General features: G+C 46.9%; 18 protein-coding genes and 1 riboswitch. Of the genes, 8 read left to right on the top strand and 10 right to left on the bottom strand.

Annotation, left to right across the window (positions count from 1 at the left end):
- Positions 1-9 precede the first annotated feature (9 nt).
- Together vctP and F0316_RS17995 are read right to left on the bottom strand one after the other, a co-directional pair.
- A complete protein-coding gene (gene vctP, locus F0316_RS18000) occupies positions 10-921 on the bottom strand; it encodes an iron chelate ABC transporter substrate-binding protein VctP (protein WP_000842240.1) in 912 nt (303 codons plus the stop codon).
- A gap of 335 nt (positions 922-1,256) precedes the next feature.
- Positions 1,257-2,015, bottom strand: coding sequence for a class II glutamine amidotransferase (locus F0316_RS17995; RefSeq protein ID WP_000336883.1), 759 nt, complete (start codon positions 2,013-2,015; stop codon positions 1,257-1,259).
- A gap of 592 nt (positions 2,016-2,607) precedes the next feature.
- Between F0316_RS17995 and F0316_RS17990 the strand changes: the two genes are divergently transcribed.
- Together F0316_RS17990 and prtV are read left to right on the top strand one after the other, a co-directional pair.
- Positions 2,608-2,880 (top strand): hypothetical protein, encoded by a 273-nt coding sequence (locus F0316_RS17990; RefSeq protein WP_032471107.1) that lies wholly within the window; start codon positions 2,608-2,610, stop codon positions 2,878-2,880.
- 84 nt (positions 2,881-2,964) lie between these two features.
- Positions 2,965-5,721 carry a M6 family metalloprotease PrtV gene (gene prtV / locus F0316_RS17985; protein WP_148526693.1) on the top strand — a complete coding sequence of 919 codons (2,757 nt, stop codon included), beginning with the start codon at positions 2,965-2,967 and terminating at the stop codon, positions 5,719-5,721.
- Between the two features lie 75 nt (positions 5,722-5,796).
- Here the strand turns inward: prtV and F0316_RS17980 are convergent, their stop codons facing one another.
- The 4 genes from F0316_RS17980 to hlyA form a co-directional block, all read right to left on the bottom strand.
- Positions 5,797-6,651 carry a lipase secretion chaperone gene (locus tag F0316_RS17980; RefSeq protein ID WP_149560785.1) on the bottom strand — a complete coding sequence of 285 codons (855 nt, stop codon included), beginning with the start codon at positions 6,649-6,651 and terminating at the stop codon, positions 5,797-5,799.
- Between the two features lie 9 nt (positions 6,652-6,660).
- On the bottom strand, positions 6,661-7,599 hold the full coding sequence (locus F0316_RS17975; RefSeq protein ID WP_001033424.1) for a lipase family alpha/beta hydrolase: 939 nt from the start codon (positions 7,597-7,599) through the stop codon (positions 6,661-6,663).
- A 346-nt stretch (positions 7,600-7,945) separates the two neighbouring features.
- Positions 7,946-9,592 (bottom strand): methyl-accepting chemotaxis protein, encoded by a 1,647-nt coding sequence (locus F0316_RS17970; protein ID WP_095464793.1) that lies wholly within the window; start codon positions 9,590-9,592, stop codon positions 7,946-7,948.
- Positions 9,593-9,892: 300 nt separating this feature from the next.
- On the bottom strand, positions 9,893-12,118 hold the full coding sequence (gene hlyA / locus F0316_RS17965) for a cytolysin VCC (RefSeq protein ID WP_001125272.1): 2,226 nt from the start codon (positions 12,116-12,118) through the stop codon (positions 9,893-9,895).
- A gap of 972 nt (positions 12,119-13,090) precedes the next feature.
- Here hlyA and F0316_RS17960 point away from each other — a divergent pair.
- On the top strand, positions 13,091-14,347 hold the full coding sequence (locus tag F0316_RS17960; protein WP_149560784.1) for an SGNH/GDSL hydrolase family protein: 1,257 nt from the start codon (positions 13,091-13,093) through the stop codon (positions 14,345-14,347).
- Positions 14,348-14,467: 120 nt separating this feature from the next.
- Positions 14,468-15,547 carry a GGDEF domain-containing protein gene (locus F0316_RS17955; protein ID WP_000178904.1) on the top strand — a complete coding sequence of 360 codons (1,080 nt, stop codon included), beginning with the start codon at positions 14,468-14,470 and terminating at the stop codon, positions 15,545-15,547.
- Here F0316_RS17955 and F0316_RS17950 read toward each other — a convergent pair.
- Positions 15,538-15,804, bottom strand: coding sequence for a hypothetical protein (locus F0316_RS17950; protein WP_000949610.1), 267 nt, complete (start codon positions 15,802-15,804; stop codon positions 15,538-15,540). The two genes, F0316_RS17955 and F0316_RS17950, sit on opposite strands and share 10 nt — an antisense overlap.
- Positions 15,805-16,056: 252 nt before the next feature.
- On the opposite strand from F0316_RS17950, the gene emrD reads away from it, so the two are divergent.
- Both emrD and F0316_RS17940 read left to right on the top strand, forming a co-directional pair.
- Complete coding sequence (emrD, locus tag F0316_RS17945) at positions 16,057-17,262, top strand: multidrug efflux MFS transporter EmrD (RefSeq protein WP_001276492.1); 1,206 nt, start codon at positions 16,057-16,059, stop codon at positions 17,260-17,262.
- Positions 17,263-17,414: 152 nt separating this feature from the next.
- Positions 17,415-17,587: riboswitch (Lysine riboswitch) on the top strand.
- 78 nt (positions 17,588-17,665) lie between these two features.
- Complete coding sequence (locus F0316_RS17940) at positions 17,666-19,246, top strand: Na+/H+ antiporter NhaC family protein (RefSeq protein ID WP_001046719.1); 1,581 nt, start codon at positions 17,666-17,668, stop codon at positions 19,244-19,246.
- Positions 19,247-19,323: 77 nt separating this feature from the next.
- Here the strand turns inward: F0316_RS17940 and F0316_RS17935 are convergent, their stop codons facing one another.
- On the bottom strand, positions 19,324-20,298 hold the full coding sequence (locus F0316_RS17935; protein WP_149560783.1) for an ABC transporter substrate-binding protein: 975 nt from the start codon (positions 20,296-20,298) through the stop codon (positions 19,324-19,326).
- 249 nt (positions 20,299-20,547) lie between these two features.
- On the opposite strand from F0316_RS17935, the gene F0316_RS17930 reads away from it, so the two are divergent.
- The gene (locus F0316_RS17930; protein WP_000796034.1) at positions 20,548-22,494 is read left to right on the top strand and encodes an ATP-binding protein; all 1,947 of its coding nucleotides are present in this window, start codon (positions 20,548-20,550) and stop codon (positions 22,492-22,494) included.
- Positions 22,495-22,551: 57 nt separating this feature from the next.
- Here the strand turns inward: F0316_RS17930 and F0316_RS17925 are convergent, their stop codons facing one another.
- Entirely contained in the window at positions 22,552-24,093 is a 1,542-nt protein-coding gene (locus F0316_RS17925; RefSeq protein WP_000362852.1) for a DUF3369 domain-containing protein, read from the bottom strand.
- 195 nt (positions 24,094-24,288) lie between these two features.
- Positions 24,289-24,816 carry a nicotinate-nicotinamide nucleotide adenylyltransferase gene (locus F0316_RS17920; protein WP_119788561.1) on the bottom strand — a complete coding sequence of 176 codons (528 nt, stop codon included), beginning with the start codon at positions 24,814-24,816 and terminating at the stop codon, positions 24,289-24,291.
- 102 nt (positions 24,817-24,918) lie between these two features.
- Here F0316_RS17920 and nadE point away from each other — a divergent pair, with 102 nt between their 5' ends.
- On the top strand, positions 24,919-25,749 hold the full coding sequence (gene nadE / locus F0316_RS17915) for an ammonia-dependent NAD(+) synthetase (RefSeq protein WP_142737636.1): 831 nt from the start codon (positions 24,919-24,921) through the stop codon (positions 25,747-25,749).
- Positions 25,750-25,961 lie beyond the last annotated feature (212 nt).

The raw sequence follows: 25,961 nt of genomic DNA, 5'->3' as shown, positions 1-25,961 counted from the left end.
CGTGCTTATCTACTGCATACCAACTGACGCTTTCATGTCGGCAACCATCTGCTCTGTCGCTTTCACGCCAGAGATAGCGATGTACCAAGCATTCACATCGAGATAAGCAATATGGCCGTTTTTGTAAGCTGTGGTGGCTTTAACCAGATCATTTTCAAAGGTTTGACGAATATTGGTTTCACCTTTAGTCACCACTTTATCTCGGTCAACCACCAGCAAGGTTTTCGGGTTGTGTTCACGGATGTACTCAAATGAGATCAGATCACCATGGCTGCTCTCTTTGCTGACTGGCACGGTTTCACTAAATCCAAAATCTTTGTACACCGAAGAGAAGCGTGAATTGGCACCAAAAGTCGTCAGGTTGCCGCCAGAGCTCATGACCAACATCGCATCACTTTTATGTTGTTGGTTGTATTGCATGATGGATTTAAATTGCGCGTCAACTTGCTCAATTTTGGCCTCGACCGCAGGTTCAATCGCAAACACTTTGCCTAGGTTACGCCACTGCTGTTGAGTGCTTTCCCAATAACCTTGGTCAGCTTCAGCAGCAAAAACGATGGTCGGTGCGATTTTTGATAGCTCGTCGTAGCTTTTCGATGCACGCGGCCCAATCACAATCAGATCTGGTTTTTGGGTATAAATCGTTTCAAAATCTGGCTCAAATAACGAACCTGCACTTGGATACTTATCACTCTTGTATTTGGCAAGATAGTCAGGAGTACCATCAAATTTGGAAACGGCAACCGGCTCAATACCGAAACTGTCGATAGCGTCCAGAGCACCCACACCAATAACCACTACACGTTGCGGTTTCTGCTCAAGGGTGGTTTTACCCAAGCGATGTTCAATCGTTACTGTCTCTGCTTGTGCAGCAAACGCAGCCAATAATCCTAATGCAGCCCAATGAATACGAGATTTCATATGTTCCTTCCGAAAGTGGTTGAGATAAGCAAGTGGAATCATTTTGATACTTATTCTCATTAAGAGAGTGCGTACTATAATCAAAACCAACTTGGCAATGCAACTGTGTGAGGGAAGATATCGTTGAACAATTTAGAAATGCACAAACCCTCGCCAATTCTTATCAATAGCAAGGGTCTACAAGATTCATTTAATGAATTTGATTTATACCCAAACCACTTGAAGTTGCAGGTAGGCGGCAAGTGAGTGAGTGCCTATGAGCATAGATAGACTATGTGATTGGGGAGAACGAACGTAGCCAACACCGCTGCAGCTTCAAGTAGGAAGGGGATAGCTTAAATAAGGTATGACTGACACTCTGCCCCAAGCACATGCGTAATGGTTTGCGGCTCTACCAATAACCAATTAGGACAAGCATCCAAGGGCTCGGAGGCTAAGATGATTCCATCTTGCCAAGGTTTGCGGTAAACCGTCGGCGGTTGACCATCGGTACTGTAACGAACCAGCCAGAACTGTTGACCATCAGAGAGACAAATAGAGGCTTTAAACGGTAACACGACGCTTTTTACGACCATCAAGGCTTCTATTTCCGCAATGGTTTGGCGAATAGCTGCCACCGGATCTCGCTCTAAACCATTTTTGAGCATCAATAGGAAAATCAATTCACTGTCCGTCGTACCGATGCGCCGAATGTATAAATGCTCAGGCAGTGAGCGCTCCAGCTCATATTTCACCGCACAATAGTCACCAATTTGGCCGTTATGCAGAAACATCCAGTGGTTATACATGAAGGGATGACAGTTTGAACGCGATACTTGCGTGCCCGTCGATGAACGAACGTGAGCCATAAAGCGATGTGAGCGAATATGGTGAGCCAATGAGCGTAGATTCTCATCTCCCCAAGCCGGTAACACTTCGTGGAAGCGTCCCGGCGTGCTGCGCTCTGTGTACCAACCTAGGCCAAACCCATCCGCGTTGACCCGAGTTACCGCTTTACGCGCTTCCAGACTTTGGTGAACTAACGAATGCTCTGGTTGATAAACCAACTGCTCTAAATAGATGGGGCTCCCTTGATAAGCCAGCCAGCGACACATAACCACGTCCTGTAAAAAAGTATTTCTGATTTCAATAAAGCATGTTTAGTTACAGGGTGCAATACGGGGTGAAAAATATAACTGAATTCTAGCCAACGCTTGCAGTATAAGGCTTCAATCCGCTCTCGATTCGTCGCCCTATCCCCTCTTTGTGACAGATCAACACCGCTGCAGCGTCAAGTAGGGAAGGGATAGAGTGTACCAAAACCGCTCACACCACGACAGCGTCAAATCGAAACAAAATCAATGAAGCAAGATCAAATTATTTCCCTTTATTTTATCGTCAATCGAGTGATGGGATTTCGCATATATTGATGGCATGTTTAATTTCACTGATTATTTATTGCGCTCTAATTGCTTTATTTACTAGACCTAACTAACAATTACGATATTTTATATCGACACAGATATCATTTATCTATGTCGTTATTGTGCATAGTTAATTGTCTTATTAGTCATTTATTCGATTGATGATTTGTTTACTGAATGTGTTGCAAATGTGATGCTATGCCAAACAATGAATAATTCAGGCTTGCTATGAATTATCACCAGCCATAAATTGTTACAAATACTTTACATATGGATATGTACTATGCGCACCCTATTTGGATTATGGGTAATCTGCTATTCCACCTTATTATTTTCCAATACTCAGCCTAATGATGAAAAGCTAATTAATGCCTTGATTGAACAAGGCATTATCTGCGAAGGGCTTTCTTATGAGCAGCAACAAAAAGCATTATCCCTCTACTTACAGCAAAGGTTTAATAATAAGAATAACGATATCAAAGCTGATAGCGAATCCTCTTCTTCAGGTGAAAACCCTGAATTAAAGCCACGCTGTATTAATCCAGAGTCGCCATAGCCATAACCCAATCTGGTTAACCGAAGATTGTTATTTTCGGCTGGCCTTTTCACACCTTAAATAAGGAAATATTAAGGAAATAAAATGAAAACGATCAAAAAAACGCTATTAGCTGCCGCCGTAGCCAGTTTTTTCAGCAGTGGATTATACGCTCAAACACCCATTGATTTAGGCGTGGTGAATGAGGATAAATTAATTGAAATGTTAGTCCGCACCGGACAAATTCCTGCCGATTCCTCTGACGTTGATAAACGTATTGCGCTAGAACGTTATCTGGAGGAGAAAATTCGCTCCGGCTTCAAAGGTGATGCGCAATTTGGTAAGAAAGCGCTCGAGCAGCGTGCAAAAATTCTTAAAGTGATCGATAAGCAAAAAGGCCCGCACAAGGCGCGTGTTTTTGCTTTAGATGTTGGTCAAAAGCGCACGGACAAAGTGCTCGCGCTATTGATCGATTTCCCGGATCTCCCTTGGGATGATAACCGCCTGACGAAAGAGCATACTGAGATGCTCTACGATCGTTATGAGCCTTCTCATTACCAAGATTTGCTGTTCTCGGACAAAGGCTATACCGGTCCAAACGGTGAAAACTTTATCTCAATGCGTCAGTATTACGAGAGTGAATCTGGCAACAGCTACAGTGTCTCCGGCCAAGCAGCAGGATGGTATCGTGCCTCAAAGAATGCGGCTTATTACGGTGGCAACTCTCCCGGTACCAATAATGATATGAATGCTCGGGAGCTGGTTCGCGAAGCACTGGATCAACTTGCGCGCGATCCAAACATTAACCTTGCCGATTACGATATCGAAGATCGCTATGACTACAACGGTAACGGTAATTTCCGTGAGCCAGATGGCGTGATAGATCACTTGATGATTTTCCATGCCTCTGTGGGTGAAGAAGCGGGTGGCGGTGTGTTGGGCGCGGATGCGATTTGGTCACACCGTTTTAACCTCGGCCGTTACCATGTTCTTGAAGGCACGAAAAGCAACGTTCCTGGGCGCTTCAATGGCCAATTCGCTGCCTTTGATTACACCATTCAACCGATTGATGCGGCTGCCGGCGTGTGTGCCCACGAATATGGTCACGATTTAGGTCTGCCCGATGAATATGACACCCAGTACACAGGTACGGGAGAGCCCGTCTCTTATTGGTCAATCATGTCATCTGGCAGCTGGGCGGGCAAAATTGGCGGTACACAGCCCACAGCTTTCAGTTCATGGGCTAAGCAGTTCTTACAAAACTCGATTGGCGGACGCTGGATTAACCATGAGCAGCTTTCGATTAATGAGTTAGAAGCCAAACCGCGCGTGGTTACGCTATTCCAAACCACAGATAACTCACGCCCGAACATGGTGAAAGTGACTCTGCCGATGAAACGGGTTGAAGGCATTAAACCTGCAGAAGGTGAGTTCTCCTTCTACTCGAACCGTGGCGATGATCTGAAAAACCGCATGAGCCGTCCATTGGCGATCCCAGCAGGCAGCCAAGCCACGTTGCGCTTTAAAGCGTGGTTCCAGATTGAAAAAGATTACGACTACGCGCGTGTGCTGATTAACGGCAAACCGATTGCCGGTAATATCACGACGATGGATGATCCGTTTAAATCAGGTTTAGTACCTGCCATCTCAGGCCAATCTGATGGCTGGGTAGATGCGCAATTTGATCTCTCTGCTTGGGCAGGCCAAACCGTTGAACTGGCATTTGATTACTTGACGGATGGCGGTCTGGCCATGGAAGGTCTGTATGTCGATGACTTACGCCTTGAGGTGGATGGCAATCAGAGCTTGATCGATAACGCAGAAGGCACATCCAGCTTTGCGTTCCAAGGTTTCACCAAAAACGGTGGCTTCCACGAAGCCAATCACTATTACTTGCTGCAATGGCGCAGCCACAATGATGTTGACCAAGGCTTAGCCAATTTGAAACGCTTCGGGCAACTGATGTCATTCGAGCCGGGCTTGCTGGTGTGGTATGTGGACGAATCTTACGCGGATAACTGGGTTGGCAAACATCCGGGTGAAGGCTGGCTAGGCGTGGTCGATGCCGACCAAAATGCCTTGATCTGGTCAAAAACAGGGGAAGTGGCACAAACGCGTTTCCAAGTGCGTGATGCAACCTTCTCACTGTTTGATCAAGCGCCGCTCAAATTGGTCACGGCTGATGGCAATACGCTGGAAGATATGAACTTAACCGCGAATGCCTCGTTCTCGGACGATCAAGATTACAGCTCGCCTCAAGCTCCAGATTCTGGCCGCAAAGTGATGCCATTTGGTTTGAAGATCGACCTGCTCTCACAAAGTAAAGAGAATGAGTACGGTGTTGTTCGCTTGTCGAAAGTCACCACGGAAAATATCGCGCCTGTGGCTCGCTTTGAACTGAAAGTCGAAGGGCTCTCTGTGACGTCACAAAACACCAGTAGTGATAGCGATGGCAATATCGTCAGCTATTTGTGGGACTTTGGTAACGGTCAAACCAGTACCGAAGCCGCGCCAACTTGGTCATATACCAAAGCAGGCAGTTACTCTGTCACTTTAACGGTGACGGATGACAAAGGCGATAGCGATACTCATCAGCAAACCATTAAAGTGGACACACCGAATGCGTTACCACAAGCCAGTGCCAACTATATCCATTTAGGTCGCTGGGTCACCATGTGGTCAACCAGTACCGACAGTGATGGCCGCATTGTCGACACCGAATGGACACTGCCGAATGGTAAAATTAAGCGGGGTCGTATGTTTACTGCGATTTTCCCAAGCTATGGGCACCATGATGTGCAGCTCAAAGTGATGGATGACCGCGGCGCAGTCACCACCACCACCATCAAAGTCAAACTGTAATTCTTCCTTCTCCTTCCATGGATTTGGGCACCTTCGGGTGCCCCTTTTTTAAGGCTCATGCTAATGCGAAAAGCCTTATTCTCCGTTATCTTTCAGCCGCTCTAACGCATCAATACGGCGCCACTGCTCAGGCGCAAAGTGCTGCTCTCGTAACTGCTGAATTTGGGTTTGCTGCTCACTGGCCGAGAGCTCGTTGCGAACTAATATAGCGGCCCGCGCTTGATAATAGTCCTGAAACTGCTGTTCAAACGTCGCACGGGAATCATCGAGCTCCGCTAAACGCTGCGCCCCTTGCTCACCCACCAAGGCAACGCGAGCCAAATAGCGTTGCTGCGCATCCCCCTGCCCCGCTTGAGTTAACTGCGGCAATAGCTGCGCTGTCGCCTCACTACGCTGAATAAAATCGGGCTGGTCGAGCAACAGCGCTTGCCAAGCTCGCTGCGCCTCTTCACTTTGCCCATACTGCTCATAAATTCGGCGCTTTTCGATCGCCAATTCGCGCAGCCGATTCTCCTCTGCAAACAGCGCTTGCTGCTCAGCAGAAAAATAACGAGCTTGCAGATCTAACAAGCTCTGGTGCAATTGCCACCACTCTTGGGTCGAAAGCCCCCCGCTGGCTTGCGGCAGCGTCAGCTCAGATAACGCCGCTTTATACTGCACATATTGTGCAAACAGACTGCTATCAATGAGCAAGCCTTGGTTTTCCTGCTCATAACGCTGCACTTGCTGCTGAATCACGGGTAAAGACGTTTCACCCAAGCCTGAGAGAAAATATTCCAAGAGATCGCGCGGACTCGATTGATCTGCTTGTATATCCGCCTGCGATGGCGTGGTCACTAAAGGCCGAGAGGGATACCAAGATGGCCAAACAATCGCACAGAGTGCCCCTATGGTCACCACAATTCCCAAACTCCATGCGATTTTTTTCATGGCAAGCTCCTACAACCCAGCTTGTTTGAGACGATTCGCATGCTGGCGATATAACGTTACCGGATCGGTTTCAAACAGGGAGTGAATACCCAGTAGACCGTTGATCTCATCCAAATGGTTCATCCGGTAGTCATCACGGATCACTTTGCCAAGATGAGTACTGCAGGTTGCGACCAAGCCATCATTCGGCTCATTAAAGACCAACCCAATCAACCCCATCGCCACATCGCTTGGATCAAGAATATTGGTGACGGTCGCTGCGCCACTCCATGAGTAGTAACGCACCCCATTCACTTGGTACGCCCCCTCTCCACACGCTGATGTCGGAACACCTTCAGGATAATACTGATTGAATTTCAGCGATCCTTCGGTGGTGAGCGCCGCCAGCGAAGCAAGGGGATCTTGTGGATGCGCTTTTCCGCCAGAGAGCAGATCAATCAAAGCCACCAAGCCTTGGGTTAACCCAACCGCTACCTGCTCACTCACGGAACCCGATGGAATCACACCACGCACTAAGTCGGCAACGGCAGAGCCTTTATGCACCCCGCCAATACTGGTCACTGAGGCGACTAAATCCGGACGCACTGATGCCACATAGCGAATGGTGGGGCCACCATGACTATGCCCAATCAAGTTCACTTTTTTCGCTCCGGTTACCGCCAGTAGCGATTCCACCTGAGCCAATAACTGCTCACCTCGGCGCTCAGAGCTGTTGGTCGCTGAAACCTGTGCCACATACACTTGAGCGCCATCTCGGGTCAGTGATTGTGGAATGCCGTGAAAGTAATCCATCCCCGCCAAGGTGTCGAAGCCAAATAGACCATGAACTAAGACAATCGGATAACGGGTTTGGGTATAGCCTTGTTGCGATAACGCGTGAGCACTGGTTCCGGCCCAGATTGAGGAAGAAAACAGTGAGAGAGCGATTAATATAATGATTTTATTCAAGGGATATTCCTTCTCGTTCTTGTCTTCAGTCTTGGAATCACACGAAGTGGCGTGAGTCTCATTAACTGAAAACAGGGTCATTACTCGGTAGAAGTCAGACCTCTTACCGTTAATTAAGCTAGAAGAGAAGTGGCGGATTTCCGAATCTCAAAAGGTCAAAATGTGAACAAAATATAAAATTAATAACATTTCATTAACACACAATGCGTACAGCCCCAACTTTGGTTGAGGCAACATAAAAAAGCGAAGAGCGATAAAAAAGCGGCCTAGAAAGGCCGCTTAGTGAGAAATAGAATATCAACGTCATCAGCAAACGACATGAATGCTTGCTTAGCGTAGTCATTGGTTAAAGTTCAAAACTGCCCACCAGTTTATCCAGTTGCGAAGAGAGACGTTGCAAGCTTGTACTGGCTCGGCTTAACTCATCCGCAACATGCGAGGTTTCTGTCGTCAGTTGGTTGATGTCTTCAACGTTGCGATTAATGTCTTCCACCACGGTTGATTGTTCCTCTGTCGCGGTCGCAACTTGAATATTTTGATCATTAATCTGATCAATTTGGCTGTTGATCTCTGTGAGAGATTGGTTCGCTTTAGCGGAAAACTCAACCACCACATCACTTTGCGAGCGACCTTTTTCCATTGCTTCTACTGCGCGAGTTGACTCCGTTTGAAGGCGATTAATGACTTGCTGGATCTCTTCCGTCGATGCCGCTGAACGACTTGCTAATGTGCGAACTTCATCCGCCACCACCGCAAAACCACGACCTTGTTCACCCGCTCGCGCAGCTTCAATCGCAGCGTTGAGCGCCAATAGGTTCGTTTGCTCAGAAATACTGCGAATGGTATCGAGTGTTGAGCTAATACCGTTAATTTGGGTCGCCAGTGATGAGACAACTTGAGTGGCATTATCGAGTTCATTGACCAGTGTTTGGATCCGATTTTGCACTTCACCCACCACCTTTTTCCCTTCACCAGAATGCAGCGTCGCTTGCTTCGCGACATCGGCAGCCATAGCCGCATTGGAGGCGATTTCGGATACGGTAGCACCAAGCTCATGAATCGCCGTCGCAACTTGTACTGTTCTATCTCGCTGCGAAGCACAGTTAGATTGCGTCATGTGCGCGCGCTGCGACACACTAGAGGCCATCGTCGCCAGCTCTTTTGAGTTTTCTGCCACTTCTTCAATCGAGTGATGCACTTTATCAATGAAAGCATTGAAGCTTTTACCGATGTCACACAGTTCATCGTTACCATCCAACTCCAATCGAGTACGCAGTGAAAGATTCGCCGCCGCAGAACTCATACGATCTTTCAGGTAAGCCACTCGGCTACGTAAGTTCGTTATGATGATCAGTGAAGTGATGAATGAAATGATCAAGCCTGCTGCAATGATCACCATTTGCTTGGTGCGTCCTGCTTCGAAACTTTCCACGCTGGCACGGTTTTGCTGCTCCGCTTGCTGCAAAAGCGTATCGAGGATCTGGTTGGCTTGTTTACGCATTTCACCGTAGGTCGGCGCGTATTTATCGCGGTAAATGTTTTGCGCCGTGGTCATATCGTTATTGGCGAAAGCTTGCAGCATAGGCTCTAACTCTTCACGCACCATTTGTTCAAAACGAGCTTGAAGTTTGCGTGCCTGCTCTTTGAGTTCCGGATTAACCTGAGAATCAACCGCAACTTGCATTGCTTGACGCATTTCTGGGATATCTTCGGTTCTTGCCTCTTCGACTCGTTTGAGAACCCCTTTCGCATCCTTGAGCGCCGTTTCTTGCAGTAGCATCATATCAATTCCAACCCGCATCCGAGGAATACGCGACGTCGCCTCTGCCATGGCACGCATTGGTGCAGCCGTGTTGGCATACAAGCTGTTGGACTGCGCTTGCATCACTGACATGGTGTTTAGACTGGTGAAAGCCACAAACAGCAGCGCAATCGCAGGGATCGCCACCGCAATTGCGAGCATCCATTTCAGAGAAAATTTATTGATGATCATGTCTCGTACCTATCGTTCAGAAGTTATCGTGTTTGCCGACATGTTACGGTGTAGGATCATCGGCAAACATCAAAAGCGCGTGGATCGCGCCTTATATTGTTATTGCGTATGTTTACCCTAATGTGAAAGGGCAGGCTGATCACCCAAAGAAAATCAACCTTTGAAGTAGTATGGCAAAATTATTCTGTTTCTGAATTGTTAAGTCGATAAATGACTAAATAAAAAACATTAAAGACATAAAATGCCCTGAAATTTCAGGGCATGCTTCCATTGTTTAATGGCTATGTTGACGGTCTCTTTTTAGTTCAAATCAAATTGAACCCCTTTCACCAACCAATCATCAGCCCAAATTTTCAGTTGAGTGATCTTAGCGGCATCCGGTAAATCGAAACGATCTTCATGAGCATTGGTGACATACGCTTTCGAGCCTACCGTTTGCTGACGTCCATCTTGGTAGGTGAATGTCAGCGCCACCAACTGCTGACCGCCATATTGGAAATCACCAGAGGTTGCCGTGATGGATTTCACGCCGGACAGATCCACCGAACTCAAGCTACCACCATTGCCACCAACCAATAAATCGGAGGCGGACCCTAATGCATCAATCGCAGCACCCGCTCGCACATACAAACGATGATCTTGTCCCACACGCTGCTGATTCATTTTCCCTTGTGTGTAACCCAGAATCGGCGAACTTTCTTGCGCATTAAACACATCGGTATAAGCGGTGATGGTACGTAAACTTACCGCATCGTTGCTGCTCGCATACAAACCAAGCTCACCGGTTTGTTTGTCATGTCCAAGCGACTCACCGCTGTAGACATTGGTCAATTCATCTGTGCCTTTACGCCACTCCCAACGCTGAGTCAGGTTTTGGTTACAGGTTTGCAACGCGTCTAATGCCGCACCATCAAGACAGAGCTTAGTGTTACTCGCACTCACATAACGACCAAGCTGATCATAGATGAAAGATTGCGCTGATTGCTGGCTATCGCACGTATTGGCCGCCAAGCGACCTTGAGCATCGACTTGAATACAGCGGTTGTTAAAGCTGGCAAGTTGTAGATTGACCGGGCGGCCACCCGTGAATACAGGGTGATCCCAATCGACCGTAAAGCTTGCCGATTTCGTGATTCGACGACGTGGGGTATCTTCAAAGCCATGATAGGACTGATGAGCACCGACCACATAGTAGTGCTTATAAGCACCGTTATAGATTGGGCGGATATTGACCGAAGAGTCGATGATAAAATCCGTACTGCCTGTCTCTGTGGCAGAGGCTTTATAAATCACATCCATTTTCGGCACAAAACTCGCGTAACTCAGTGGGCTAATACGGTTCACGTCTACCGGGTAGGTATTCACCCACAAAGCATCGGTCGAACGATTGAGTAGCGATTCTGCTGTCGCGTATTGTTGACGATTCCATGTAAAGCTAACCGCTTGCGCATTCTTCGCATTACGCTCAATACGATAGTCTTGTGTGTTGTAGGTTAACCAGCGACTCTGGGTATAACTTGCTCTCGCCTCGAGTTTAGCTTTCGGGCCATCTCCACTGACTTCAACCCCACCAGTCACCCCAAGCTCAAAACCTGAAACCTCTTTGCGCTCAAATTTCTCGTTAATGTTATCGACCGGAAAGGTTTTCAGGATCTGCGCTTTATTGTTCGATGCGTTAAACACGAAGCGATAATCTTGGGCAATCGCATCGGTTGACCACTCACGGAAATAGGCATCTAACGTCGTATAACTGGCTCCAAACTGACGATAACCGAGTTGATCATTTAGATGAATGCCTGCTCCCGTGCTGTCATCATCTAAGCTGATACGCACAATTTTGGCATCTGGTGTCGCGGAACCCACAATGCCGTATTGCAACGAACGCTCTAGGTTAACCCGATAAATCAATGAGATATTGGCATCTTTACAGAACGGACGGCTGCCCTTTTCGTTTTTCCACAACCAAGAGTTGTTGAAGGTACATTCTTCATCGCTGATCGCACGGTTGACACTGATGTAGAAAGCGACATGCGGCAAGGTATTTGTTTCGCTGTTTGCCGGTGCCGGACTTGCAAAACCAGAGCGCGCTAATAAGCGAGCGGTTCGCGGCGCTTCGAGTAATTGAGGGTCAACCTCTTCTGCCTGATCAAAAGGTGTAAACAGCAGCTCCCCTTTATGTTCAGTGATGACAATAAATTGATTAGCAAAACCCACCCCATAAGCCTTTCTGAATTGGGCTTGCATCTCTGCTTGACCTTCAGCATCACTGATCTGACTGAAATCAACCAAAACGCGTTTTTGCTGGTTAATCACCAAATCGCGCAGCTCAGCTAAGCTCGGTAATGCGTTGTCTTCGGCTTGCCAATCAGCAGCATTATAATATTTTATTGCATGACTATCAGCGACTTGACTAATAATATCCGCCGCTTCACCACTTGGTTCATTGATATTTGCCAACAGGGTTGGGCTGGATATTGCGCTTAATATTGTGAATATCGCGATTGCGCAACGATTGAGTTTTGGCATATAAACCTCACTGACTCTGTTATTTTTAGTGTTATTACAAGAGAGATTTTCAAACAAAGTGACTTATACTCAAATTACTGAAAAAACAAGAAATATATCAAACACTCAAATTAATAGTTGCTGATAAACTCTCTTCTATAATTCTGAGTTGAGTAATATTCTTATATTTTCAAGTAATTAGAACATACCCATTTTGCATGTGTCTCATGGGTTACCCTCGTCATCCTTGAGTTTGCGTGTGGCTGTACTGCTACGGCTTACCGCGTATCCTTTTAGCAGAAATGCATATCCCCTTCTTACTCGAAGCGGCAGCGGTGTTGGCCACGTTCGTTCATCCTAATCACACGGTTTATCTATGCTCATGAGGATTCACTCTCTTGCCGCCTATCTGCAACTCCAAGGAGTTTTGGTATATATTTTCTGCCACCACATACTTACTGAAATATCACTTATGTTTCTAAATGTAAAATACGGTAAAATTGAAAATTCACAGCGGATCACAGATTTTAGCCTCTAAAGACTTTTTATTTGCTGTAAAATAATTTCTTCCTAAAATAACAATTACTGATATTCATATTATTTAATGAGCCTAATTTAATTTGGGCTAATTTAGTCTGAATTAATTTATAAGGTTGATTTAAAGATTAATTGAATAATTTAAAAAAAGTTAAGTTCTCCATTTTAACTCTAAAGATTTCAATACGCTTACACATAAGAAAAGGCATGATTTAAGAGTCAGTGAACCCGTATAAGCATAGATTGACTATGCAATCAAAATGAACCCGTCTAACCGACACAGTAGCCGCTTCAAGTAAGAAGAAGATAGTGATGCTTTCATCAACTAGACTTGATCTTACTTCCAACCTAGGGAAGCCGCTGGGTGTTTTCATTGACCAGATGAATACCTCATTCACAATACCCACAGATCTGACCAGATCCTCACTCTGATTACTCAATGATAAGAAGTAAACGATGAAAAAAAGACTCTCTATTATAATCGCTGGCTTAGCTAGCTTATCGGTTAATGCCGCTACTGAACCATGGGCTTCCCCTGAGGCAGAAGTGCTTAGCCGCGCGCAAATTCAACAAGTGCAAGGTAAACAAACCTATACCTATGTGCGTTGTTGGTATCGTCCTGCAGCCACTCATGATGACCCCTACACCACTTGGGAGTGGGCAAAGAATGCGGATGGTAGCTATTACACTATCCAGGGTTATTGGTGGTCGAGTATTCGACAAAAAAACATGTTTTACACGACGGTTCAGCCAGAAACCCTGTTAGAACGCTGTGAAGAGACGCTTGGTGTCAACCACGAGTTTGCCGATATTACCTATTTCGCGGCCGATCATCGCTTTTCATACAACCACACGATTTGGAGCAATGATCCGGAGGTTCAGTCCAACCGCATCAGCAAAGTGATCGCGTTTGGCGATAGCCTTTCCGATACTGGCAACATTTTCAATGCCTCACAGTGGCGCTTCCCCAACCCTGACTCATGGTTCCTAGGCCATTTCTCGAATGGATTCGTCTGGACTGAATACCTAGCACAAGGTTTGAATGTACCTCTGTATAACTGGGCCGTCGGTGGTGCGGCAGGGCGTAACCAGTATGTGGCATTAACGGGCGTTTATGAGCAGGTCAGCTCTTATCTGTCTTATATGCGACTGGCTAAAAACTATCAGCCAGAAAACAGCTTGTTTACCTTGGAATTTGGTTTGAACGACTTTATGAACTACAACCGTTCCTTGGCAGAGGTGAAAGCCGATTATAGTTCCGCGCTGATCCGTCTTATTGATGCAGGAGCAAAAAATCTTGTCCTAATGACCTTGCCGGACGCAACGCGCGCGCCACAGTTTCAATATGCCACGCAAGAGCAAATTGATACTGTACGCAGCAAAATCATCGGCATGAATGCCTTTATCCGTGAGCAAGCACGTTACTACCAAATGCAAGGTATTCGCATCGTACTGTTTGATGCTTATACCCTGTTTGACAGTATCACTACTCAGCCAGAGCAACATGGATTTGCCAACGCGAACTCCCCTTGCTTAGATATTCGACGCAACTCTGCCGCCGATTACCTATTGTCACATTCACTCTCTGCGGAGTGCGCCAAGCAAGGCTCAGATCGCTTTGTGTTTTGGGAAGTGACTCATCCCACCACCGCGATTCATCACTATCTTGCAGAGCAGATTTTGGCCACCGAAATGGCACAATTTCCGCTTTAATGCTCACCGTATCCTGAGGATGGCGTAAATCCATCCTCAGTCTCACAGCTTAGTCATCGGTTTCTTTGCTTTATTGAGCATCTCTTCATAGCCTTATAAAAAATGATGAGATGACACAACATGACGATGACAAAATCGACTCACTCTCCTGCTTTTACCGGTTCAGAGTTACTGAACACTTACTATCAACGTCGGGTGTCGCTTTTTATTGGTTTTATTTCTAGTTTGGTTTTCTTTCCACTCGCCGTTAAAAACTTGCTGATTGACTACGTTCTTCTTGGCGGGTTGATCATCGTATTCCAATGCACGCTCCTCATTGAAATTACGGCTATCTATTATCAAAAGAAAACACCATGGGGTTTTAGGCTTCCACTGGCATTGGTGGTAGTCATCGTGGTGATGGCTATTCACATTTTCGGCACCCTCGCCAGCTACTGGCTATTTCCCGTGCTCATTGCGATTGCTTTTCTACTCCCCCAGAAAGATAACTTATTGACCATCACCATTATCATTCCAGCCAGCATATGGGTTTTAATTCCCCATCAAACCGCCGAAGTCACCTTGCGCTTTAGCCTTGCGATCAGCGCTTGTGCCGCCATCATGTATGTGGTGGTAGATGCTATCCGTAAGCTGCACACTGAGCTTTTTTATCTTTCCACTCGTGATGCATTAACGGGCACATTGAATCGCCATCAACTGGATGGTTTTTTGAAAAAATGTCTTCGCCACCGCCAGCTCGCCAATGAATCGGCGGTGATCGCCGTGATCGATATCGATCACTTCAAATCTGTTAATGACCTTTATGGACACGACACAGGAGATAAAGTCATTACCCAAGTTGTTGAAATAATGAATACTCACTGCCGTGAGTTAGATCTGTTGTTTCGATTAGGGGGCGATGAATTTTTACTGCTGTTTGAAAATACGTCGTTAACCGACGCTACACTCGTGATGAGTCATATTGGTTGTCGGATTCAACAAACGCACTACCCATACCATGCCAAAGTCACCGTCAGTGTCGGTTTGGCCGAAGCACTGCGCACCGATGATCCGGAGCAGTGGTTCAAACGCGCAGACCAAGCACTCTATCATTCGAAAAAAATGGGGAAAAACCGCGTCAGCTTCGATGAAGAGCATGTCATTGAACTCAATGGCGACCATTGTCATGCGCTATTGGGTTCAACTCATGGTCATCGCTGATTTAACATCACGAATTGCACTAGTTGGGGCAACAAGCAACCAACACCGAACAATATGCTCTGCCATGGCGCTCGTTTTGTTGCCAGCAAGAGCGGAGACATAAAGAACAGCACCACCAACACTGGCAATAAGCTGACGTTACCAAGCCAGCCTAACAATAGCGTCAGTATGATTAATCCCATCAACAACCCATAAGGCAGTTTTAATTTAAATCCGAGCAAACTCATGAAAAGTAGTGGTACAGCAAGTGACAACATGTTTACGGCATCTTTATGATATTAATTCTCATTTATCATAGTCTGCCTTGAGTTTTGGTTCAAGGCACAATAAAACCAAAATTTGCATTAGAAAAAATAATCAAAGCCATAGATATTTATCGTGAGCAAAACAGCAATAATCGTTTGCTAGATAAGGCCTACAGCAATAACATCTCGCGCCGAGAGCTAAGCTCTTTCAAGAATTTTCATTAGATGATTTTAATAAGATATTGTTTTTATCTGGAGATAACGATGTCTGCCTCACTTTCTGTCGCAAAACTGACCTTCTTTATCGCTATTCTGGCTGCTGTCGGCCAAGCGACACAAACCATGTATGTGCCTTCTATTGGTTACATGGCGCAAGAGTTTTTGGTTTCACCAGCAGCGCTGCAAGCTGTGATGGCGTGCTACCTGATCCCTTACGGCTTGTCGCAATTTGTCTACGGTACCCTTTCTGATCGTATTGGTCGCAAACCGATCATTATTGCTGGATTGGCGATCTACATTATCGGTTCTTTGATTGCGCTCTTCGCCCATCAGTATTCATGGTTTTTGATCGGTAGCTTCGTGCAAGGTCTTGGGATTGGTTGTGGTGGCGCGATGTCTCGTACGCTCTCTCGCGACTGTTTCGAAGGCGCTGATCTGCATAAAGTCAACAGCTTAATCAGTATGTGCCTGATTTTCTCACCGCTGGTTGCGCCGGTCTTAGGTGGCTACTTAACCGAAAGTTTTGGTTGGCGTTCAAGCTATTTGTTTCTGTCACTCTTTGCCATTGCCGTGGTGATCACCATGATGACGAGCATGGTAGAAACCTTGCCAGCGACAGCGCGTAAAAAAGAGCCCGTGCTACGCAGTTATCATTACGTGCTGTCGGATCGTCGCTTCCAAGGTTACTTAATCTGTCTTGTCGCGACCTTTGCAGGCTTAGCCGTGTTCGAAGCGGCGGCTGGCGTGTTATTAGGCGGTGTATTAGGCCTACCTGCGACGACCGTGAGCTTGCTGTTTGTGTTACCCATCCCCGGTTATTTGGCGGGCGCTTGGCTCTCTAACGTGATTGCTCGCCACTGGCGTGAAAAAACCGCTATGTATATCGGCTTACTCGCGATCTTAACGGGCTCACTGGTCATTATGCTGCCCGGCTTATTGGGTATGACCACGGCCCTATCACTGATTGGCGGCGCAACCATTTACTTCTTAGGGGCCGGCATTTTATTCCCAGCCGCTACCACAGGTGCACTTTCTCCTTTCCCTTATCACGCGGGAACGGGCGGTGCAATTTTAGGTGGCATGCAAAATTTAGGGGCAGGTCTGGCTACGCTGTTTGCCGCCATGTTCCCAGCATCCGATCAACTACCACTCGGTATTATTATGCTTCTGATGTCAGTACTGGCGTTGTGGGGACTTAAACGCGTTTACACCAAACAGCCACCGTCAGATGAGATGCCGATTGCGATCTGAGGTGAGAAAATTCTGACCCTTTAGCGAATATACCGGATGAGATCAATTTCACTGCAGAAATGGGGAAATTAAATCTTGTCGTCACCTGAAAAGGCAGTAATATACGTCGTGTGTCACAGTTTTTGAGCCTAGCTCTTCGACGGGCACAAGTTCCTTTAAGTAGAGGCGCGCTGTTCATGAGTCGCCAGTCGTAGGTTGACCCCGATGATGACTGGTTAAAGGGTACAGCGCCGAAGTGATCGTTGCGTCATCAACGTTCGCTGGGCCAGCATTGAACAAATGCCGGACTGCCATAGTGTGTTGTCTATGGAGCGCTACCTTGAAGGATAAGAAGTGTTATTTCGCTGAAATGTGTTTTTTATCCTGCTGGTAGATCTCCACCTGAAAAGGTGATGTGAGATCCATGAATTTAGCCCCTTATTCTGACTCGGTTTACTCGGTCATCCCACCGCTACTCGCGGTGCTGCTCGCGATTACCACACGCCGAGTATTACTCTCTTTAGGCGCTGGCATTGTTGCTGGTGCGGTTATGCTTAACCATTTTTCCCCCCTGAGTACAGTGCAATACCTGTTTGGAAAGATCAGCGGTCTGTTTTGGGCGGAAGGTGCAGCCAACAGCGATAACATCAATATGCTGCTGTTTATGCTGCTGCTGGGTGGTTTGATAAGCTTAATGACGGCCTCAGGCGCAACGCGTGCTTTCGCGGTATGGGCTGAGCGCAAATGCAAAGATCGCCGCAGTGCAAAAGCTCTGACGGGTTTGATGGTATTTGCTTTTTTCATTGACGACTTTTTCCATAGCCTGTCTGTGGGTGCGATTTGCCGCCCAGTGACGGATCGCTTCCAAATCTCGCGCGCGAAACTCGCCTATTTGCTCGACTCTACCGCTGCACCTGTGTGTGTGATTACACCGATTTCCTCTTGGGGCGCTTACATCATCGCTCTCATTGGCGGCATTTTAGCGGCACACGAAATGACGGAAATCAGTGCGATTTCAGCATTTGTACAGATGATCCCGATGAATCTGTACGCCGTGTTTACCCTGCTTATGGTGCTCGCGGTGATTTTCCTGCCGATGGATATTGGCCCCATGCGCCAACACGAAGCGTGGGCTCGTGAAGGTAAATTGTGGGACGAAAGCAAAGGCCGCCCTGCGGGCTTAGATATGGAAGGTGGAGAAACCGCTCGCGGCACCATGATTGATATGGTGTTGCCCATCGCAGTACTGACCATCACCACCTTGATTTTCATGATCCAAACCGGTAACGCCGTCTTAGCTGCTAACGGTGAGGCGTTCTCTTTGATTGGCGCACTCGAAAATACCAATGTGGCTCAATCACTGGTTTATGCGGCGCTGTGTAGCTTGGCGGTCTCGATTGTCCTGTCACTGCGCTTAAAACTCTCGGCGCAAACTTGGCTATCCACGGCTCCCAAAGGGGTTATGGCGATGATGCCAGCAATCATCATTCTGCTGTTTGCTTGGACGATTGGTGGTGTGGTGCGCGATCTGCAAACCGGCATTTATCTCGCGTCTCTGACTCAAGGCAATCTACCGGTTGAACTGCTCCCCGCCTTGGTGTTTGTACTTTCTTGCTTAATGGCATTCGCCACTGGCACCAGTTGGGGCACCTTTGGGATTATGCTGCCACTCGCGGGTGATATCGCTGCGGCATCAGACATCAGCCTAATGCTACCGACTCTCTCCGCCGTATTGGCCGGCGCAGTGTTTGGCGATCACGCCTCACCGATTTCCAGCACCAGCATCTTGTCAGCAACCGGTGCGGGTAGCCATCATATTGACCATGTCGTGACTCAGCTTCCTTACGCGATCAGCGCAGCAATGGGCGCACTACTGGGTTATTTGGCGATGGGCTTATTGCACTCCGTTTGGGCTGGTTTGGCCGCCAGCAGTGTATGGTTTGTGCTGTTTTGTGCCTTCAATCTACGCCAAAAACGTTGGCAGCAAGAACCTGTTGAAGCCTAAGTTCTTTCTCACACCGCCCTTTATGGGCGGTGTTTTTATCTACAACACACCTTCGACTTATAAACTAAGTGCAGCGCTTATTCATCGATAGGTGTCCAATCTTTGGGCGGCGTTAACCCCCAGCGCGCAAGCTCTTCTGGCTGATAAACACCTCTCCCTTGGCGGTTAATTTGGATCGGAATATATTTGGCAAGCTCTTGCTTATCCAAAATACGCGTCACCAGCTCAGCAGCCATCTCTCCTTGTTCTAACCCAAATAACACCACGCCACCCGCCGCTTTTCCTTTGCCGATCGAGAAATCCCAAAAGCCAAACAGCGGCAGTTGAGAATGCTCATTCGTCCAACTCACAATATTTTCAGGAGCAGCATGTAACCCATCAATATTGACAAGGGTTTGATACAAACCCACCACTATGGCTCCAAAACCTTCTTGATTCGCGTACTCAACCGCGTGTTTCCACTCTTGTTCGCTCTTAATAGAACGGATGTCCGCCTCTATCCCCAAATTCTCCTTAATCAGCTTGTGTTGATCTTGCATATAATCCAAGGCAATTTTTGAGGTATTCCCTGAGTCAAACAACACCAAAACACGCCGTTTTTCTTTCGGTAACAAGCGGCCAATTTCAGCCATATTTTTTACAAACAAGGGTTGCTCTAAGATGCCCGTTACCTGCGCAATCCCCGAATACTCATCCAGCAACTCTCTGGGATTTGAGTTGATGCCGAGAAAAACAATCGAGATGGGTTCGTTATACAGTTTGGGTAACAAATAATAGAGTGCGTTGTCATCGCCCAATACCACCAAATCAGGTTTCAATTGCTGATAAGCTTGAAATGCACGATCGGCAGCCGCGCTGTATTCTCGAGCGGGAATCCGTTTCGTATCCATTTCAAAAAAGTGTAATTGATGTTGGGCGTTAATCCCCTCTTTCAATCCTTTTGTGTAGGCTGCATCCCACGCGTAACCCGAGTGATAACTTTGAATCACCAACACATTGGCAGCCCATGCTTGGCCACTCAATAACCACACTATAACTATCCACCAGCGCATATGGCTTCCTCCACGCTTTAATACCCAAACCACTTAGGGTGGCAGATGCCACTGTGAGCTCATTCCCTTGAGCATAGAGAAACTATGCCACTGAGATCAAAAACGTAGCCAACATCGCCGTTACTTCAAGCAGAAAGGGTATAGGCAAGTGTAGCTGATGTTTCTGCCTATAACTTGGCCAAGTGGGAAGGAAGGTACGGCATAGACCATCTATACTGAAATGAATTACTTCTAAAACAATAGATAATAATGAAAAACCGTGACGCAGAAGAAATGGACAGTAACCCGATGTTCAGCCGTATTGGCCGACGCATCATTCTCATCATGGTGATACTCAGTGGTGCCGTGACTTTAGCCATGACGATTACCCAAACCTTCATCGACTACAACCGTGAGTTCAATAATGTCCAAGCTAGGCATGATGAAATCCAAACCATTCACGCCGAGCTTCTCGCCAGCTCACTGTGGAATTATGACTTAGTCGTGCTTACCCAAAGGCTGGAAGGCTTGGTCAACTTACCCAATGTCGATTATATGAAGATCACCTCTGGCGACTACCATTTCTCAGCCGGAGAACCCGTAACCAGCATGGCATTAAATAGCGAAATAGCCCTGGAATACACCAACCCAGATACTCAGGTGACTGAGAATATCGGTACCTTATATGTCGAATCGGATGCCCAAGGTATTTATAACTATCTGATTCGCCAGTTTCTGCTCACCTTAGCCGTCAATGCGCTGAAAACCGCTATTGTGTGCTATTTAATCTTGCTGATTTTCCACGCCAGTGTGAATCAGCGGATTTTTGCGATTGCGCAATTTCTACGTCGCTACAATCCCCGCCACCCTAAAAAACCACTACAACTGCCTTATAACCCTTGGATTATGGAGAAAAATGATGAGTTACAATGGCTGGGAGATGAAACTAATCGGATTGCTAACAACGTAACAACCCTTTACCGCACCATCAAATCGGAGCAAGAACGGTTGGAAGATTTTGCACAAGCCGCCTCCGATTGGTTATGGGAAACCAACTGCCATGGCGAGCTGATTTATAGCTCAGAAGCCATGTCTACTGCGTTAGCGATTGAGGAAGATTCCAAACCACTCATGGTAAGTATTGCTCCGCTTCAATCCTCAACCGCGCTCATGAACTGCTTACTCAAACAGCAAGATTTCTCAAATTGTGAAGTGGAATTGACACTCAGTGATGGCACTCAAGCCTATTTACTGTTTCAAGGCATTGCTCGCTATGCCGATGAGCAATTTCTCGGATTTCGTGGTACTGCAATCAACATTACCTCGCTCAAACTGGCTCAATTGAGTTTAGAAATCATGAACCAAGATCTGGAGCAGCAAGTCGCGAATCGAACGCAAGATTTAGCACTCAGTTTAACTCGTTTGCAAGAAACCCAAACCCAACTGATTGAATCTGAAAAGCTCGCCGCTCTCGGTGGCTTAGTGGCAGGCGTCGCACATGAAGTGAATACGCCGTTAGGTATTGCGGTGACAGCCACTTCTGTGATTCAGGAAACACGAGAAAGCTTGCTCAACGCCTTTAACCAGCAAACCCTCACCAGCCAACAGTTTGCAGAATTGATGGAGAGGATGACTCAAAGCACCCTGATGCTAGAAACCAATCTTAACCGTGCCGCACGACTGGTTCGAGATTTTAAGCAGACCGCCGTCGACCAAGTTTCGGAAAGCCGTAGCCAATTTCACGTAAAACAAGTCCTCGACGCGCTGATGGCCAGCTTACACAGTGAAACCCGAAAAATTCCGGTGACTCCGCAACTGCATGGGGAGGATTCTGTGATGATGAACAGCTTACCTGGTGTACTGACACAGATTATGACTAACTTGGTCATGAACAGTGTGAATCACGCTTTCGCAGAGACTGCTCAGCCAGAGATTGATATCCACTTCTATCAAAAAGATCAGCAGATCATGATTGAATATCGAGACAATGGATGCGGCGTAGCAAAAGAACTGCATCAAAAGATCTTTGAACCATTTTTTACCACTAAGCGAGGTCAAGGTGGCTCAGGATTAGGATTAAATCTGGTGTTTAATTTGGTTAAGCAAAAGCTGCATGGCCAACTGGCGTTTTCTTCCGAACCGGGGCACGGCGTGCATTACGTGATCACATTACCCCAAGCGCTATCGATGCCTCAAGTAGCCGACTGTGCGACCTAGCCACGCCTAGCGCTCCATCGGTATTCATTTCTGCCGGTATTCACTTTTGGCGCTGTCCTAGTCAGGCAGCGAAGCACGGATAGCAATAAACTCATCCCAGTGTTCGAGTAATAGCTCAACCAGTTTCGGCTCAAAATGACGCCCTTTTTGTGCGATCAGCTCTTCTCGGATCTGTTCATCTGACCATGGATCTTTATAGGAACGTTTCGCGCCTAAAGCATCAAAAACATCGGCTAAAGCAGTAATACGGCCTGAAATGGGAATATCATCGCCTTGTAAGCGGTTCGGATAACCACTGCCATCCCATTTTTCATGATGAGTGGCAGCAATTTCTTTCGCTACATGAATCAAACGCCGCTTAGAACGGCTGAGAATATCGACACCGTACTCAACATGCTTTTGCATAATCGCCCACTCTTGAGCATCCAATTTACCGGGTTTATGCAAAATACTATCTGGAATGGCGACTTTACCGACATCATGCAGCGGTGCAGCACTTTTAATCATATCCGCATCAGCTTCTGGTAAACCGTATAGCAGCGCTAATCGCTCACAAAACAACGAGACACGTTGAACATGTGCACCTGTTTCTCGGCTACGTGCTTCCACGGCATTGGCTAAGTTATAGACCAACTCTTTCGAAGTTTCGCGCAGATCGACCATTAAGTTAATGTTTTCGAACGTCAACCCAATGTTGTACATATAGATTTCCAGTAGTTTTCTATCCAATTCGGAAAGCTCTTGATCGAGATCGACATACAATACGCTGTCAACACCACGATCATCTCGTTTAAAAAACACATAGGCATCACCGTAATCGCAGGTACGCCCATTGCTCAACACCTCTTTACAACGGATTTCAACTTCTTCTGGAAGCCCTTTAAAGGGGGACTCTACATACAAATCCACACATTCTGCCGTTGTCGCAACGGTTAAGGCACTGCACTGCTCGCCACCAGGACGCGGATTTACAACGCAATAAAACGCAGAAGCACGCAACTTAAGCAGTGACGTTAATTGGCTCAGTACTGCGGTCGCGTAAGTTTGTAGGTTTCTGGTGTTCTGAACATTAGCCGAGGCTTCAATCACATGGCTTAAGCCGCGTTTTTGATCCTCAATCAAACATAAATCACGATAAGCGCGCAGCATGGAATAGAGTAAGGTACGCAGCTTTTGAGTCGTCAACTCTGTTTTTTCTTTGTAATCATCAATCTCATACTCTTTGATGACCTTATCTTCAGGTGCCTGCCCGGCTTGTCCGGTGCGCAACACCAAACGAACTTGACGGTTTTGCAGCTCCTCACGAATATAACGCACCAAATCTAAGCCGGCGTGTTCGGTTTCCATCACCACATCAATCAGCGCCAAAGCAATATCGGATCTTTCGGCCATGACCACCTTAGCTTCTTGCCCAGAAAGAACCGAAATTAACTCCAAGGTACGATTTTGGAATTGGAATCCCGTCAACGCCAAACGCGTGATTTGATGCATCTGCTCATCATCATCGACCAGTAAAACGCGCCAAGGCTCATGGCTGTGCATGACTACACGTTCTTTTTCCCCTGCGGCGTCTTGCCGCATATCTGCAAACAGATCCATGTCGTCTCCACATCTCCACTACTTTGACCTTATTTAGTTTTAGCACAATAGCGGCGGATAGGAGGGAGATAGTCCCTATTTTTCAATGATTATTTGCTGCAACAGACAGAGAGACTGAAGCTATCAGTCAGATATTTCGCAAGAACATTCGCTACGATGGGGTATCCACTGGCTGAATCCTCAGCCAGTGAAAAATTAGAAGCTTGGGCTAATGTAAAGCTGCTGCTGATGCAAAAGGCGCTCAACCCCTGAAGTGGTCATGCCTGTAATCGGCTGTCCATTTTGCAGAGCATCGCGAATCGCGGTACTGCGGATAGGCAACCTTTCAGGGCATGCCATGACTGTCCAACGCTGCAGTATTTCATCTGCTTTGTAGAATTTTCCAAAGTGAAGCAAATTGTCCGGCCCGATCACAAAGGTCAATTCATCCTGCGGATACAGAGCTTGCAAGCGCGTCAACACCGCATAAGTAGTAACGGCCTCTGGCGGAGCATATAAGGCTTGCTCGACATCAGAGCGCTGCACTTTATTTGAGCCAATATCTTGGATGAATTGATCCACCAGTTGACTGCGTAACTCGTAATCAAGCATGGTTTTACCCCAAGCATGGGCAATGCTCGGTACTAGCAAAATCAAATCAAAATGACCAAGCGAATCAATAATACTTTTGTGGCCTAAGGTCGGCGGATTAAAGGCGCTGCCAAACACCGCAATCTTTTTCATTGTGCACCTTGCCGATCAGGAAATGCCCTTTCTCGGTTTTCTAATTCAACGATTGCGGTATCATACACCGAAAAATTGACATTGCTTGCAGGAAAGGAACCTATGGAACACAAGATCCGTGAAGAAATGCGCGTACTGCCTTCGATCGATCCACAGTTTGAAATCGAACGCCGCGTAGCTTTTATTAAGCGTAAGCTCACTGAAGCGCGCTGCAAATCCCTCGTATTGGGCATCAGTGGTGGCGTCGATTCCACAACCTGTGGCCGCTTGGCTCAACTTGCGGTTGAAGAACTCAACCAGCAACACAATACGACGGAGTACCAATTTATCGCGGTGCGTTTACCTTACGGCGAGCAAAAAGATGAAGATGAAGCGCAACTCGCACTCTCCTTTATTCGCCCAACTCACTCGGTTTCCGTCAACATCAAAGCCGGAGTCGATGGTTTGCATGCCGCCTCTCACCACGCACTGGCGAATACCGGACTTATCCCAAACGATCCGGCTAAGGTTGATTTCATCAAAGGCAACGTGAAAGCGCGTGCGCGTATGGTCGCGCAGTATGAAATTGCCGGCTATGTCGGCGGTCTAGTGCTAGGTACCGATCATTCTGCAGAAAACATCACCGGTTTTTATACCAAGTTTGGGGATGGCGCGTGTGACCTCGCCCCACTATTTGGCCTCAACAAACGCCAAGTACGCTTGCTCGCCAAAACGTTAGGCGCACCTGAGCAGTTGGTTTACAAAACCCCTACCGCTGACCTTGAAGAGTTAGCACCGCAAAAAGCCGATGAAGCCGCCTTAAACCTGACCTATGAACAGATTGATGATTTCTTGGAAGGTAAAGCCGTACCTGCCGAAGTTAGCCAGCGTTTAGTGGCGATTTATCACGCAACTCAGCACAAGCGCCAGCCTATTCCGACCATTTACGACTAGACGCCTTATTGACCTACATCAAGCCAAGCCTTTCGCTTGGCTTGATAGTCAAAATAACGCTTTGTGTGGCGCAACAAGCTCGTTACACAAAAGCACTAAAAATCTTTACTTTTCAGCCCGATAGTGTGACTCCCACCTGAATAACGAAATCTCGTTTCTTCCAGCTAGAATTCTGTGAACTCTGCTTCATAATTTTTGCAAATGAAATCCGA

This window comes from Vibrio cholerae (genome assembly GCF_008369605.1).
In the GTDB taxonomy this organism is placed as follows: Bacteria; Pseudomonadota; Gammaproteobacteria; order Enterobacterales; family Vibrionaceae; genus Vibrio; species Vibrio cholerae.
The sequence above is the reverse complement of the archived record's forward strand: the minus strand, read 5'-3'. Positions and strand labels throughout refer to the sequence as shown.